Genomic DNA, 13805 nt, shown 5'->3' on the forward strand with positions numbered 1-13805 from the left:
GAATAAACAAGTCATGAGGCCGGTTGAGATAAAAAATTCAGAATTGCGAATGGATCAGCGCACCGCTTCAAACTCATGCCCACACGCCATGCAGTGGCTCAGCCATTCACCGAGAAACAGGTTGAGCTGGGCCTTTTCGTCTGGTTGGTGCATGTCGGCGTTGGGGTAGGGATAGATGCCCCGGAAGCGCCGCGCATGTTCGGCGCCGATGACTTCGGCCATGCGGGCGTCGTGGTAAACCTGTACTTCGAGCTTGGGCACCGGCAGCCAGGGCAGGCTGTGCTCCTGGCAGACCTGCAAGGTGGTGGTGTACGGGCAGTCGAGCAACACTTCGACTGCCAGCACGCCCAGCATCTGATCACCCTGGGTAACGGCGACGCGGCGTGAGCGCTGTTCGTTGCGCATGTCGGGCAGCAGGCGCATCAGGCGCGCGTAGTTGGCCTCGCACGCAGCCTGCAGTCCGGCAAGATCGACACGGTAGCGTTCGCGCACTGGATTCACGACCATAAACCCCTTATCTCTGCACGATTCAGCGCCAGCCATTGCAAGGCGATGATCGTCGATGCGTTCTTGATTGTTCCGTCTTTCATCGCCTGCAATGCGTCATCGAATGACCAGACTGTTACCCGGATGTCTTCACCTTCGGCCTCGAGCCCGTGCAATCCGCCCGCCCCTTCACTGCTGCAACGCCCCAGAAACAGGTGAACGAACTCGTCGCTGCCACCCGGCGAGGGGAAGTATTTGGTGATTGGCCACAATGCCTCGAACTTCAGCCCAGCTTCCTCTTCTGCCTCGCGATGAGCAACTTCTTCCGGCTGTTCATCCTTGTCGATCAGACCTGCGACCAGCTCGATCAGCCAGGGGTTGTTGGTCTTTTTCATGGCGCCTACGCGGAACTGCTCGATGAGCACGACTTCGTCACGCTTGGCGTCATAAGGCAGCACGCAGACGGCGTCGTGGCGAACGAACAGTTCGCGGCTGATTTCCTTGCTCATCCCGCCCGCGAACAATTCGTGGCGCACATGCAGCTTGTCCAGCTTATAGAAGCCCTTGAAGCAGTTTTCACGCTTTATGGTTTCAAAAGCGCTTGGTGCAGATCGTGTGGTCTGGGTCATGGGTTTCTCGCTTGCCGCCGTTTTTGACATCGGGCCATCCTAACGCGCATCGGCAGTCAGATGCAGCCCCCTTGAACATGCAGGGTAGACGGCCGGGGCTTAAAACAATTCTAATCTGCCATGATCGAACCGAAGACGTTGTTTACAGTCCAACCAGCCTGCATACGTACAACGCAACCGCCTTTACTGACACTGCCAAGGATCAACATGTCGTTATTGAGGATCACTTCACTGGCTTGCCTGGCCCTGTTGCTCGGCGCCTGCCAAAGCCTCTTCACGCCCAACATGCGCACACCGCTGCAAGTCCAGCGCGATGCTTCCGAGCTGATCAAGCCGGGCTGCACCACGGCCGACTGCCCGTTGGTGAACATCGATACCGTGCACTTCCCCGATGAGCCGCGACTGGACGCCATCGTTCAGAAGACGTTGCTGCAACTGACCGTTGCCGACAGCAGCGCATCGCCGCCTGCGTCGATCAAAGCCTATCAGGAACAGTTCCTGAGCCAGGCCCAGGGTCGCAACAGCAGCTATCTGCAGGCCAAGGTACGCGAACAGCATGACGGTATCGTAGTGGTCGAACTGTCCAGCTATCTGGATACCGGCGGTGCCCACGGCAACCCTGGCCGGGCGTTCATCAACTATTCGCGTCAGCAGCAGAAAGTCCTGACCCTGGCTGACATGATCATCCCGGGCAAGGAAAGCGAGTTCTGGCAGAAAGCCCAACTGGCCCACCAGGGCTGGCTGGTATCGACCAAGATGAATGAAGACAGCGAGTTCATGAAGACCTGGCCGTTCAAGCGCACGCCGCATATTGCGCTGACCTACGGCGCAGTGATCCTCAAGTACTCGGTCGACACCATCGCGCCGTATTCGATGGGCCACATCGAGCTGAAGATTCCTTATCCTCAGCTCAATGGCATCCTCAAGCCGGAACTGTTCCCCGGCCGCGGCTGATCGCACCGCCGATCAGCAGCTGCAACACGCCAGCGACAATGAGCGCTGGCAGTGTTGCGCCCACTTCGGGATAAAGATTGGCCAGCAGATGATAGGTGCTGAGCCCGCCGAGCCACGCCAGCAGGCTCATCCAGCGCAAACCGCCCTCCGCCGCCTGACCACTGCGACCACGCAGAATGAAATGGTCAACCAGCACGACGCCGAACAGTGGCGCGAATACCGAGCCGATCAATAACAGAAAGTTCTGATACTGCGCCAGCGGTGCCAGACAGGCAATCAGCGTACAGATCACGCCAATCACCAACGCCAGATGCTCGACCTTGATGCGTGACAGCAGAGCACTGGAGACCGCAGCCGAGTGAATATCGGCGAACGCGTTTTCCGTTTCGTCCAGCAGAATCAGCAGCAGCGGGATCCCCAGACCTGCGCCGGCCAGTGCCAGCAGCAAAGCATTGGCCTCACCGCTCGGGGCGAACGCCAGGGTGTAGGCGACGCCCAGGCTCATCAACCAGAAGTTGCCGATGAAAAAGCCTGCAGCCGTACCGCCGAAGACGCTTTTCGCGCGTTGCCCGAAACGTGAGTAGTCGGCAATCAGCGGCAGCCAGGACAGCGGCATGGCGATGGCAATGTCGAACCCCGAGGCAAACGGCAACGAACCATCGCCGGAGGTTGCCCACAGCGCGGTCAGATCAGCCTTGGCCAGCAGATTCCAGGTCAGCCATGCACACGCCGTCAGCAGTATCCACAGGCCCCACTTGCGCAGAAAACGGCGCACGAAGGTCAATGGCCCGCTGACTGCCAGCAGCGTGGCCAGTGCGCCGAACAACAGCGTCCAGAGCAGCGGACTGCTCCACGGGCTGCCCTCTGCAAAAGCCCGCGCGCCGAGCAGACTGGCTGCGTCGCGCATGACGATGATCTCGAACGAGCCCCAACCGATCAGTTGCAGCAGGTTCAATACCGCTGGCAGCGACGCGCCCTTGCTGCCCAGGCTGAGCTTGAGCGCGGCCATGGACGACAGGCCGGTATCGCTGCCGATCACACCAACGCTGGCGAGCAGCAAGACGCCCACCAGCGTGCCGAGGAAAATCGCCAGCATCGAGCCGGACATGCCCAGCCCCGGCGCCAGCAAGGCCCCGGTCTGCAACACCATCAGACCGATGCCGAGGGAAAACCACAGGGAAAACAGATCCCGCGCGCCGAACACCCGCTGGCTGGCGGGTACAGGGGTGTCAGGAGAATAGGTGCCGGGTGTGTTCACGTTTGTGTCTCGTATGGGGTGTTGATCGGTGATTCGGGATCGGACGCGGAGCTTCCAGAACAGCGCCACCACGCAGAGCGTGGGATCATCGCAATTATCGTGCGGCGCTCTGCGTCGCATGCCGTTCTGGACGCTCCGCGTCCTCTTGACGACGCAGAGCGTCGAGAACTTCATTCCCACGCTGGCGCGTGCGGAACGATAATCTCAACTATCGTGCGACGCTCCGAGTCGTAAAGCCCAATGCTGGAGCGTAGCGATAACCGCTAGCGGTGCTCTGTCGTGCACCTGTCGCCCCCTACACCCTCTTGTACAACTGGCTGCCTTCCTGCTTGAAGCGCTCGGCCTGCTCGGCCAGGCCTTTAGCAACATCGACGTCTACCGCCTCGATGCGCTGATTGGCGGCGTACTCGCGGACTTCCTGAGTGATCTTCATCGAGCAGAATTTCGGCCCGCACATGGAGCAGAAATGCGCGACCTTGGCCGAATCCTTGGGCAGGGTTTCGTCGTGGTACGAACGCGCGGTGTCCGGGTCCAGGCCGAGGTTGAACTGGTCTTCCCAGCGGAACTCGAAACGCGCTTTGCTCAAGGCGTTGTCGCGGATCTGCGCACCCGGATGGCCTTTGGCAAGATCCGCCGCATGAGCCGCGATCTTGTAGGTGATGATCCCGGTTTTGACATCATCCTTGTTCGGCAGCCCCAGATGCTCCTTGGGCGTGACGTAACACAGCATGGCGCAGCCGAACCAGCCGATCATGGCGGCACCGATGCCCGAGGTGATGTGGTCGTAACCCGGCGCGATGTCGGTGGTCAGCGGGCCCAGTGTGTAGAACGGCGCTTCATCGCAGCACTCCAGTTGCTTGTCCATGTTCTCCTTGATCAACTGCATCGGCACATGGCCAGGGCCTTCGATCATGGTCTGCACATCATGCTTCCAGGCGATCTTGGTCAGTTCGCCCAGCGTTTCCAGCTCACCGAACTGCGCCGCATCGTTGGCATCGGCAATCGAGCCTGGACGCAGGCCGTCGCCCAGCGAGAAGCTGACGTCGTAGGCCTTCATGATTTCGCAGATTTCTTCGAAATGGGTGTAAAGGAAGTTTTCCTTGTGGTGCGCCAGGCACCATTTGGCCATGATCGAACCGCCACGGCTGACGATACCGGTGACACGCTTGGCGGTCAGCGGCACGTAACGCAGCAACACACCGGCGTGGATGGTGAAGTAATCGACGCCCTGCTCGGCCTGCTCGATCAACGTGTCGCGAAACAGCTCCCAGGTCAGGTCCTCGGCTGCACCGCCCACCTTTTCCAGCGCCTGATAGATCGGCACCGTACCGATCGGCACCGGCGAATTGCGGATGATCCACTCGCGGGTTTCGTGAATGTGCTTGCCAGTGGACAGGTCCATGACCGTGTCCGAGCCCCAGCGGATACCCCAGGTCAGCTTGGCGACTTCTTCTTCGATGGAAGAACCCAATGCGCTGTTGCCGATGTTGCCGTTGATCTTCACCAGGAAGTTGCGGCCAATGATCATCGGCTCAAGCTCGACGTGGTTGATGTTGGCCGGGATGATCGCGCGGCCCCGGGCAATCTCTTCACGCACGAACTCGGCAGTGATTTCCTTCGGGATGCTCGCGCCAAAGCTGTGCCCGGCATGTTGCTGGGTCAGCAGACCTGCGGCGCGGGCTTCCTGAAGCTTCATGTTCTCGCGGATGGCGACGTATTCCATCTCGGCTGTGATGATGCCCTGACGCGCGTAGTGCATCTGGCTGACGTTGGCGCCGGCCTTGGCCCGGCGCGGGTTGCGCACATGGGCAAAGCGCAACGCGGTGAGTTCGGCATCGCTCAGGCGTTGCTGGCCGAAGCTGGAACTCAGGCCCGGCAGTCGCTCGGTGTCATTGCGCGAGTCGATCCATGGCGAACGCACGTCGGCCAGGCCTTTGCGCACGTCGATGATCACATTGGGGTCGGTGTAGGGGCCGGAGGTGTCATAGACCGTGACCGGGGCGTTGATCTCGCCGCCAAAGTCGGTCGGGGTGACGTCCAGGGTGATTTCGCGCATGGGCACGCGGATGTCCGGGCGCGAGCCCTGAACGTAGATTTTCTGCGAACGGGTAAACGGCTGTACCGATCCGGAATCGACCTGCGCCGACTCGCTCAAATGGGCTGCGTTTTTTGCTTTTATACTCATCACGGCTCTCCAGACATCCAGTTGCGGATTTATTGTCGGAGTGACCTGACATGACGGACGGGTGCACCAGTGCTGGTGCTGAGTATCGAAAGGAGGCGAAACTGTTCATTATTTGAACAATCGACCCCGGACGGCACTCAAGAGGACTCGCCGGGAGACGAGAAATCTTGTTCCCTACGCAGGCGCTAACCTGATCAGGTTCAACGGGATCCGGTTTAACCGATCTCAGCCTCATAGCAAGGCACCCCGACAAGAACGCCGCCAGTCTATGACGGGGTGCCGTCGCAACGCCAGCCTATTTGCACGGGGCTCGATAAATGGCGCAAATCGACGATTGTTGCCAAAAGCGTCTGGCTCTACACTCCCTAGCCCGGTTTCTCTTCAACCCGAACTGTAATTATTTTCTTCATGAACAGGGAATGCCTCATGTTGCGCAAACTTTCGTTGGTCGTGGCTGTTTCGTTTGCGTCCAGCGGGTTGACCTGGGCAGCCGAATTGCCAATGCCAACGCAGACAGGGCTGTTGAGCGTTTATCAGCAGGCTGTGGACAACAACGCCGACCTCGCAGCCTCGCGCGCCGATTACGATGCGCGCAAGGAAGCCGTGCCGCAGGCCCGCGCCGGTTTGCTGCCGAATATTTCCGGCAGCGCCCAGAACAGCAGCACCCGCACCAGCATCGATCAGCCCAGAGCCGTGGCCACCCGCAGCGGCAACCTCTATCAGGCCACGCTGAGCCAGCCGATCTTCCGCGCTGACCGCTGGTTCCAGTTGCAGGCTGCCGAAGCGAGCAACGAACAGGCAGCACTGGAACTGTCGGCTACCGAGCAGAATCTGATCCTGCAATCGGCGCAAAGCTATTTCAGCGTATTGCGTGCACAGGACAATCTGGCCTCGACCAAAGCCGAGGAAGCGGCCTTCAAGCGCCAGCTGGATCAGGCCAACGAGCGCTTCGATGTCGGCCTGTCGGACAAGACCGATGTGCTGCAGGCGCAGGCCAGCTATGACACGTCACGCGCCAGCCGACTGATTGCCCAGCGTCAGGTCGACGACGCCTTTCAGGCGCTGGTGACGCTGACCAACCGCGAATACAACTCGATCGAAGGCATCGTGCATACCCTGCCGGTGCTGGCGCCGACGCCCAATGACGCCAAGGCCTGGGTCGATACTGCCGCGCAGCAGAACCTCAATCTGCTGGCCAGCAACTACGCAGTCAGTGCCGCCGAAGAAACCCTGCGTCAGCGCAAGGCCGGGCACGCGCCGACGCTCGATGCCGTAGCGACCTATCAGCGTGGCGATAACGATGCACTGGGTTTCAGCAACCCCAACTACACCGGCCGCAACTACGGCGGCGACGTCGAGCAGCGCAGCATCGGCGTGCAGCTGAATATCCCGATCTACAGCGGCGGCCTGACCAGTTCACAGGTACGCGAAGCCTATGCGCGCCTGAGCCAGAGCGAGCAACGCCGTGAAAGCCTGCGTCGTCAGGTGGTGGAAAACACGCGCAACCTGCATCGCGCGGTGAATACCGATGTGGAGCAGGTCCAGGCCCGCAAGCAGTCGATCATCTCCAACCAGAGCGCGCTGGAAGCCACGGAAATCGGTTATCAGGTCGGCACCCGCAACATCGTCGATGTGCTGGATGCGCAACGCCAGCTGTATGCCTCGGTGCGTGACTACAACAACACGCGTTACGACTACATCCTCGACAACCTGCGTCTCAAGCAGGCAGCAGGCACCCTGAACCCGGGCGACCTGCAGGACCTGTCGCGCTACCTGAAGGCCGACTACAACCCGGACAAGGACTTCCTGCCGCCGGACCTGGCGACTGCCGCGCAGAAGAACTTCGAGCGACCTGCAAAGCGCTGACAGGTGACGCGGAGCGTCACGAAATGCATTCCCACGCTGGAGCGTGAGGAACGATAGGCGTCTGGACGAGCTCAACTATCGTACCCATGCTCCGCGTGGGTATGCCGTTCCGGACGCTCCGCGTCCTCCGACTCAGCGCCTGCCCATCAACCGCCCGATCCCGTCGAGCAGGCGTTGCAGTGCACCCTGATTGGCCTTCATCACCTCAAGCCCGGCATCAGCCATGTTGCGCGCCTGCTGCGGCTGGTCGAAAAGACCCTGCACGGCGGTGGCCAGCGCTGCTGCATCGTTGACCTCTTGCAACGCACCGGCCTTGCGCAGCATGGCGGCGATCTCGAGGAAGTTGAACAGGTGCGGGCCGCTGAGCACCGGCTTGGCCAGTGCCGCAGGCTCCAGCAGGTTGTGTCCGCCATTGGGCACCAGGCTGCCGCCAACGAAAGCGATGTCAGCCAGTGCATAGAGAAACAGCAATTCCCCCATGGTATCGCCCATCAGCACCGAGACGTCAGACGTGACAGCCTGCGCGGATGAGCGCCTTACCGTCGCAAAGCCCTGCTGCTGACACAACGCATGCACACTGTCGAAACGCTCGGGGTGACGCGGCACCAGAATCAGCAGCGCATCGGGGTGACTGGTCAGTAACGTGCGATGAGCCGCCAGCACGCTTTCATCCTCGCCCGCATGTGTGCTGGCCGCGATCCAGACAGGCCGCTGCGTGGTCTGCCATTGTTCGCGCTGGTGGGCGGCACGCTGCAGAAGCTGCGGGTCGATGCTCAGGTCGAACTTGATCGAGCCGGTCACCGCCACGCACTCGGGACGTGCGCCCAGATCACGAAAGCGCTGCGCCTCAGCTTCAGTCTGCACCGCAAACCAGGCCATTTCCGCCAGCATCGGTCGCGTCAGCCCGGCAAAGCGTGCGTAACCCCGCGCCGAACGCTCCGACAGCCGGGCGTTGGCAAGCACCACAGGAATCCCGCGCAGGGAACACTGATGGATGTGGTTGGGCCACAGCTCGGTTTCCATGATGATCCCCAGCCGTGGCTGTACCTGATCGAGAAAACCAGCAGCCGCCCACGGCAGGTCGTAGGGCAGGTAGCAATGCTGAATTCGCGGCTCACTGGCGAACAGCGCCTTGATTCGCTCCGAACCTGTGGGCGTCATGCAAGTCACAGTGATCGGCAACTGCGGATATTGCACCAGCAGCGACCGAATCATCGGCGCTGCGGCGATGCTTTCACCCACCGACACCGCATGCACCCAGATACCGCCCCGCTGCATGACCGGCAAGCCGCGGGCGAAGCGCTCGCCGATGCGCTGGCGATACGCCGGAGCCTTGCGCGCACGCAACCACAGACGCAGGGCAACCAGCGGCAGGCCGAGATGAAACAGTACGGTATAAAGAGTTCTATTCATGGGCGCGGAGTTTATCAGCCCGCCATCACAAGCCGCTAGAATGCGCAGCCTGACGAAAAGGAATGCACCATGAACGCTTATTACCTACTGGCTATCGCCGTTTGCGCGGAAGTCATCGCTACCACGTCCATGAAAGCCGTGAAGGGATTCAGTACCCCGCTGCCCCTGTTGCTACTGATTACCGGCTATGCGATCGCGTTCTGGATGCTGATTCTGGTAATGCGCACTATCCCGGTGGGCATCACCTACGCCATCTGGTCGGGCATGGGCATCGTCATGGTCAGCATCGCCGCGTTCTTCATCTACGGCCAGAAACTCGACCTGCCCGCGCTGCTGGGCATGGGCATGATCGTGGCAGGCGTGGCGGTCATTCAGCTGTTCTCGAAAACCGCCGGGCATTGAAAACCCGATCCTTTATAATGCTCGTACTTTTCGCTCACTGAGGTGCTCATGCCATCGGTTATTTCCACTGACGTGCTGATTGTCGGGGCTGGCGTCGCCGGTCTCTGGCTCAATGCCCGGTTGCGTCGTCAAGGGTTCTCGACAGTGCTGGTAGAAAGCGCCAGCCTGGGTGGCGGGCAAAGCCTCAAGTCTCAGGGGATCATCCACGGCGGCGCCAAGTACGCGCTGCACGGCGCGCTGTCCGGCGCCTCCGAAGCCATTGCCGACATGCCGCGTCGCTGGCGTGAGGCCCTCGATGGCAAGGGCGAGCTGGATCTTTCCGGTGTACGCCTGCTGTCCGAGGCCCATTACCTGTGGTCGCCAGGCACCATCGCCGGCAATCTCACCAGTTTCTTCGCCAGCAAGGCCGTGCGCGGTCGCGTGGATCAGGTCAAGGGCGAGCAACTGCCGCCAGCCCTGCAAAACCCCAAATTCAAAGGCAAGGTCTATCGGCTTGCCGAGCTGGTGGTCGATGTACCCAGTCTGATCGGGCGTCTCGCCGAACTGGCCGGTGACAGCCTGCTGGCCGGTCAGCACATCGAGCCGCTCTTCGAGGGCGATGAACTGATCGGTCTGCGCGTCGACGGTCGCGATATCCATGCGCAGCGCATCGTACTCAGTGCCGGCGGCGGTAATGCCGACCTGCTGAACGCGCTTGGCGTATCGCAACCGCAGATGCAGCGCCGCCCGTTGCACATGGTGCTGGTCAAGGGGCCGACCCTGAAGCCGCTGTTCGCTCACTGCCTGGGCGGCGGGCCAAAGCCACGCATCACCGTGACCACGCATCCGGCAGCAGATGGCCAGTGGGTGTGGTATCTGGGCGGCGACCTGGCCGAAGCCGATGGTGTGGCGCGCCAACCGGACGAGCAGATCGCCGTTGCGCGCAAAGAGCTCGAGGCGCTGCTGCCGTGGGTCGATCTGAGTCAGGCGCAGTGGGCGACCCTGCGTGTTGATCGTGCCGAGCCTGCTCAATCAGGACTGGTGCGCCCGGACAACGCCTTCCTCGACAGCCAACAACGTCTGATGATCGGCTGGCCGACCAAGCTGGCCCTGGCTCCGGACTTCGCCGACCGAGTCCTGTCGCAGCTGTCCAGAGACGGTATCCACCCGACCCCGCAAGCTCCGCTGAGCGATGTGCCACGGCCTCCAATGGCCATACCTGTCTGGGATGAGCTGCTGCCATGAGCCTGAAAACCCTGCACGATCTGCATCGCCCGCTGGGCAGTACCGGCCTGAACGTATCGCCGCTGGGGCTGGGCACCGTCAAACTGGGGCGCGACCAGGGCGTCAAATACCCCAGCGGCTTCAAGATTCCCGATGACCAGCAGGCGCAGATGCTGCTGCGCATGGCCCGCGACATGGGCATCAACCTGATCGACACGGCACCTGCCTATGGCACCAGCGAAGAGCGCCTGGGACCGCTGCTGCGCGGTCAGCGCCAGGACTGGGTGATCGTCAGCAAGGTTGGCGAGGAGTTCGTCAACGGCCAGTCGAGCCATGACTTCAGCGCCACCCATACACGCACATCGGTCGAGCGCAGCCTGAAACGTCTTGAAACCGACTTTCTCGATCTGGTCCTGGTGCATTCGGACGGCAACGATCTGGCGATTCTCAACGACGCCGAGGCGTACCAGACACTCGCTGATCTCAAGCGCGAAGGCAAGATTCGCGGTTTCGGCTTTTCCGGCAAGACCGTCGAAGGCGGCCTGCTGGCGCTGCGTGAGGGTGACTGCGCAATGGTCACTTACAATCTCAACGAACAGGATGAAAAGCCGGTTCTGGATTACGCTCAGGCTCATGGCAAAGGCATTCTGGTGAAGAAGGCACTGGCCAGTGGTCATGTCTGCCTGACACCCGGCATGGATCCGGTCCACGCCAGTTTCCAGCTACTGTTTGAACATCCGGCGGTTGCCAGTGCTATTGTCGGCACCATCAACCCGTTGCACCTGGCACACAACGTTGCAACTGCCGCTGCCGTGATTTGCCGTCAAGCCTGATTAAGGCGGCCGACCCCAACGCAAGAAGGAGCCGTTATGCCGCGAACACTGATCCGGAAGAATCCCAGCAACTTCAAGACCCTGCCGCTGTTTGTCGAGGCCACTGCAGAAAGCCTGAGCTACCAGAGCGTCGGCATGCCGATGAACTTCGCGCAGACCTTGCAGCGACGGCGCAAGATCGACGTGCCGGACACCGAACATTTCGCCACCGAGCTGGCCAATCTGGGGGTCTCCGTTCGCCTGACCGTCAGTTGGCAGAACCGCGACTACTGGGTGCTGGTCCGCCAGCGTCGTCAGGATCGCGGCGACGTCGTGCTCAAGCTGATCTCGGGTTATGTCCCGGCCCATGAGCTGACGCTGCCGCTGCACACCGCGATTCAGGAAGTGGCCGAAGAGTGCCTGATCGAAACACCGCAGGGCTGGCTCAGCGGGCTGTTCAAGGAGACCTGGCTGCCTGCGCCCTACGCCGCCGCGTTGCATTATCGCGAGGCCATGCCCTTTCGCCTGAGCCCCCTCTCCGGCGCCGCGAGACCGGTGCGAACCGGCAGCCTGACCCTGCTGGAACGTCCACGGGCCTATGTGCATTTGCCCACGGCGTCCTTGCAGCTGATTTACGACATGCGCCTGGAAATCCCCAAGGAAGCGCGCCCGGTCAGCCTTTTCCATGTCGACGAAGCTCTGGAAAACGATCAACTGGTCGCCCGCCTCAACCGTAGCAAACCTGACCTGTACCTGATGCCGCTGGAGAACGGCGCCCCTCTGCCCGAGCTGTACACGCTCAAGCGTGACAAGCTGAGTCCGGCCGGCACGAGAGGGCTGTACCTGGCCGAGAGCTTCGCTGCGCAGGATGGCTGGGTGGTGCGTGAAGAGCGGATTCGCTGGAAGGACTGGCTGCGTCAGCAGGGCATGGCCCCACCGGCGAAGAAGTCAGGGCTCAAACGCCTGACCGGCAAGGCCCGGGAGCTGCTGCAGATGGCGCGTGGCAGCCTGAGCAAGTAAGTCGGCCAGCGGCTGCAAGGCACTGAAACCTTGAGCGCGCCGGCATTCAAACGACAACGTTGCGGTTACTGGGCGCGAATCTTCTCGACAATCGCGGTGGTGGAGCTGTTTTCCACCAGCCCCAGCACACGTACCTCGCCGCCGTAAGCCTGAACGATATCGGCACCGACCACCTGATCGACACCATAATCACCGCCCTTGACCAGCACGTCGGGCTTGACGTGGGTCAGCAGGTTTTCCGGGGTTCCTTCCGGGAAGCTGATCACCCAGTCCACGGCCCCCAGACCTGCCAGTACCGCCATGCGCCGGTCAACGCTGTTGATCGGTCGGCCCGGCCCTTTCAGGCGGCTGACAGACGCATCGTCGTTGACCGCAACGATCAGTCGATCACCCAAGGCACGCGCCTGCTCCAGGTAGGTCACATGACCTGCGTGGAGAATGTCGAAGCAGCCATTGGTGAAGACGATCTTTTCCTTGTGCGCGCGCGCATCATCGACCGCCAGCAGCAGTTGCTCCAGCCCCAGCACGCCGCGCTCGGAGCCCTCTTCGCGCTGAATCGCGCGGCGCAGCTCCGGGGCGCTGATGGCCGCCGTGCCCAGCTTACCGACCACGATGCCCGCCGCCAGATTGGCCAGCGCCACCGCATGTGGCAGCTCCTCGCCGGCAGCAATCGCTGCCGCCAGGGTAGAGATCACCGTATCACCAGCGCCGGTCACATCGAACACTTCGCGGGCACGGGCCGGCAGGTGCAGCGCCTGCTGATCAGGACGCAACAGGGTCATGCCATGTTCGCCACGGGTCACCAGCAGCGCGCCGAGATCGAGCTCTTGCATCAACTGCGCACCCTTGGTGACCAGTTGTGCCTCATCGACACAATGACCGACGATGGCCTCGAATTCGCTGAGGTTCGGCGTGATCAGGCTCGCGCCGCGATAGATCGCGAAATCCTTGCCCTTGGGATCGGCCAGCACCGGAATGCCGCGCTTGCGGGCGGCCTGAATCAGCGCCTGATGGTTTTTCAGTGCGCCCTTGCCGTAGTCGGACAGGACCAGCACCTTGATGCCGTCCAGCAAGCTGTAAACCTCTGCGCTCAGGGCCAGCGGATCGGTCCTGAACGGTTCTTCGAAATCGATGCGCAACAATTGCTGGTGGCGACTCATGACACGCAGTTTGACGATGGTCGGCTGATCGGCGATGCGCTGAAAGCGCGCCAGCACACCAGCAGCCTTCAGGCTGTTGGTCAGACTTTCAGCCGCCTCGTCATCCCCCGTCACACCGACCAGCGAAGCGGGGGCGCCCAGCGCAGCGATATTCAAAGCCACGTTGGCAGCACCGCCCGGACGGTCCTCAATCTGATCGACCTTGACCACAGGCACTGGCGCTTCGGGGGAAATACGCGAGGTACCACCATGCCAGTATCTGTCGAGCATGACATCGCCAACCACCAGGACAGGGGCCCGATCAAAGCGCGGCATGGATAGCTTCATGGAACAACCCGTACTTGAAAAATGGACAGGGGCGGAATCTTAGCACAGGGGTTTGCAACCGACAGGCTGTTGAATCACGCCACCCAAAAG

12 protein-coding genes and 1 riboswitch are annotated in these 13805 nt (G+C 61.4%); of the genes, 6 read left to right on the forward strand and 6 right to left on the reverse strand.

Going from position 1 to position 13805, the window contains the following annotated elements:
• Positions 1-54: 54 nt before the first annotated feature.
• Positions 55-507 carry a DUF1249 domain-containing protein gene (locus LCH65_RS20960; RefSeq protein WP_226439764.1) on the reverse strand — a complete coding sequence of 151 codons (453 nt, stop codon included), beginning with the start codon at positions 505-507 and terminating at the stop codon, positions 55-57.
• Positions 498-1115, reverse strand: a complete 618-nt coding sequence (locus tag LCH65_RS20965; RefSeq protein WP_003366260.1) for an NUDIX domain-containing protein — start codon at positions 1113-1115, stop codon at positions 498-500. The genes LCH65_RS20960 and LCH65_RS20965 overlap by 10 nt, the downstream gene beginning before the upstream one ends.
• A gap of 207 nt (positions 1116-1322) precedes the next feature.
• Here LCH65_RS20965 and LCH65_RS20970 point away from each other — a divergent pair, with 207 nt between their 5' ends.
• A complete protein-coding gene (locus tag LCH65_RS20970) occupies positions 1323-2069 on the forward strand; it encodes an RsiV family protein (RefSeq protein ID WP_004654549.1) in 747 nt (248 codons plus the stop codon).
• Here the strand turns inward: LCH65_RS20970 and cytX are convergent.
• Together cytX and thiC are read right to left on the reverse strand one after the other, a co-directional pair.
• On the reverse strand, positions 2038-3327 hold the full coding sequence (cytX, locus tag LCH65_RS20975) for a putative hydroxymethylpyrimidine transporter CytX (RefSeq protein ID WP_072365019.1): 1290 nt from the start codon (positions 3325-3327) through the stop codon (positions 2038-2040). The two genes, LCH65_RS20970 and cytX, sit on opposite strands and share 32 nt — an antisense overlap.
• Positions 3328-3622: 295 nt before the next feature.
• Positions 3623-5512 carry a phosphomethylpyrimidine synthase ThiC gene (thiC, locus tag LCH65_RS20980; protein WP_060708598.1) on the reverse strand — a complete coding sequence of 630 codons (1890 nt, stop codon included), beginning with the start codon at positions 5510-5512 and terminating at the stop codon, positions 3623-3625.
• A gap of 154 nt (positions 5513-5666) precedes the next feature.
• Positions 5667-5771, reverse strand: a riboswitch (TPP riboswitch).
• Between the two features lie 167 nt (positions 5772-5938).
• Between thiC and LCH65_RS20985 the strand changes: the two genes are divergently transcribed.
• On the forward strand, positions 5939-7378 hold the full coding sequence (locus LCH65_RS20985) for a TolC family outer membrane protein (protein ID WP_003366255.1): 1440 nt from the start codon (positions 5939-5941) through the stop codon (positions 7376-7378).
• A 132-nt stretch (positions 7379-7510) separates the two neighbouring features.
• On the opposite strand, the gene waaA is transcribed toward LCH65_RS20985, so the two are convergent.
• The gene (gene waaA, locus LCH65_RS20990; protein ID WP_003431960.1) at positions 7511-8791 is read right to left on the reverse strand and encodes a lipid IV(A) 3-deoxy-D-manno-octulosonic acid transferase; all 1281 of its coding nucleotides are present in this window, start codon (positions 8789-8791) and stop codon (positions 7511-7513) included.
• A gap of 69 nt (positions 8792-8860) precedes the next feature.
• On the opposite strand from waaA, the gene LCH65_RS20995 reads away from it, so the two are divergent.
• Genes LCH65_RS20995 through LCH65_RS21010 form a run of 4 tightly spaced genes read left to right on the forward strand, consistent with a single transcriptional unit; the run spans position 8861 to position 12228 of the window.
• On the forward strand, positions 8861-9193 hold the full coding sequence (locus LCH65_RS20995) for an SMR family transporter (protein ID WP_002551789.1): 333 nt from the start codon (positions 8861-8863) through the stop codon (positions 9191-9193).
• 48 nt (positions 9194-9241) lie between these two features.
• Positions 9242-10417: an FAD-dependent oxidoreductase gene (locus LCH65_RS21000; RefSeq protein WP_003431962.1), complete on the forward strand. Its 1176-nt coding sequence runs from the start codon at positions 9242-9244 to the stop codon at positions 10415-10417.
• The gene (locus LCH65_RS21005; RefSeq protein ID WP_226439765.1) at positions 10414-11229 is read left to right on the forward strand and encodes an aldo/keto reductase; all 816 of its coding nucleotides are present in this window, start codon (positions 10414-10416) and stop codon (positions 11227-11229) included. The genes LCH65_RS21000 and LCH65_RS21005 overlap by 4 nt, the downstream gene beginning before the upstream one ends.
• Positions 11230-11265: 36 nt before the next feature.
• Positions 11266-12228: a hypothetical protein gene (locus tag LCH65_RS21010; RefSeq protein WP_003366246.1), complete on the forward strand. Its 963-nt coding sequence runs from the start codon at positions 11266-11268 to the stop codon at positions 12226-12228.
• A gap of 65 nt (positions 12229-12293) precedes the next feature.
• Here LCH65_RS21010 and hldE read toward each other — a convergent pair whose 3' ends face one another.
• The gene (gene hldE / locus LCH65_RS21015) at positions 12294-13715 is read right to left on the reverse strand and encodes a bifunctional D-glycero-beta-D-manno-heptose-7-phosphate kinase/D-glycero-beta-D-manno-heptose 1-phosphate adenylyltransferase HldE (RefSeq protein WP_003431964.1); all 1422 of its coding nucleotides are present in this window, start codon (positions 13713-13715) and stop codon (positions 12294-12296) included.
• Positions 13716-13805: the final 90 nt, after the last annotated feature.

Source organism: Pseudomonas sp. MWU16-30316 (assembly GCF_020515645.1).
Classification (GTDB): domain Bacteria; phylum Pseudomonadota; class Gammaproteobacteria; order Pseudomonadales; family Pseudomonadaceae; genus Aquipseudomonas; species Aquipseudomonas cerasi.

Excerpts from the sequence above, each read along its gene's own strand:
- LCH65_RS20960 (WP_226439764.1), bottom strand. The coding sequence starts at position 507 with ATGGTCGTGAATCCAGTGCGCGAACGCTACCGTGTCGATCTTGCCGGA.
- LCH65_RS20965 (WP_003366260.1), bottom strand. The coding sequence starts at position 1,115 with ATGACCCAGACCACACGATCTGCACCAAGCGCTTTTGAAACCATAAAG.
- LCH65_RS20970 (WP_004654549.1), top strand. The coding sequence starts at position 1,323 with ATGTCGTTATTGAGGATCACTTCACTGGCTTGCCTGGCCCTGTTGCTC.
- thiC (WP_060708598.1), bottom strand. The coding sequence starts at position 5,512 with ATGAGTATAAAAGCAAAAAACGCAGCCCATTTGAGCGAGTCGGCGCAG.
- LCH65_RS20985 (WP_003366255.1), top strand. The coding sequence starts at position 5,939 with ATGTTGCGCAAACTTTCGTTGGTCGTGGCTGTTTCGTTTGCGTCCAGC.
- waaA (WP_003431960.1), bottom strand. The coding sequence starts at position 8,791 with ATGAATAGAACTCTTTATACCGTACTGTTTCATCTCGGCCTGCCGCTG.
- LCH65_RS20995 (WP_002551789.1), top strand. The coding sequence starts at position 8,861 with ATGAACGCTTATTACCTACTGGCTATCGCCGTTTGCGCGGAAGTCATC.
- LCH65_RS21000 (WP_003431962.1), top strand. The coding sequence starts at position 9,242 with ATGCCATCGGTTATTTCCACTGACGTGCTGATTGTCGGGGCTGGCGTC.
- LCH65_RS21005 (WP_226439765.1), top strand. The coding sequence starts at position 10,414 with ATGAGCCTGAAAACCCTGCACGATCTGCATCGCCCGCTGGGCAGTACC.
- LCH65_RS21010 (WP_003366246.1), top strand. The coding sequence starts at position 11,266 with ATGCCGCGAACACTGATCCGGAAGAATCCCAGCAACTTCAAGACCCTG.
- hldE (WP_003431964.1), bottom strand. The coding sequence starts at position 13,715 with ATGAAGCTATCCATGCCGCGCTTTGATCGGGCCCCTGTCCTGGTGGTT.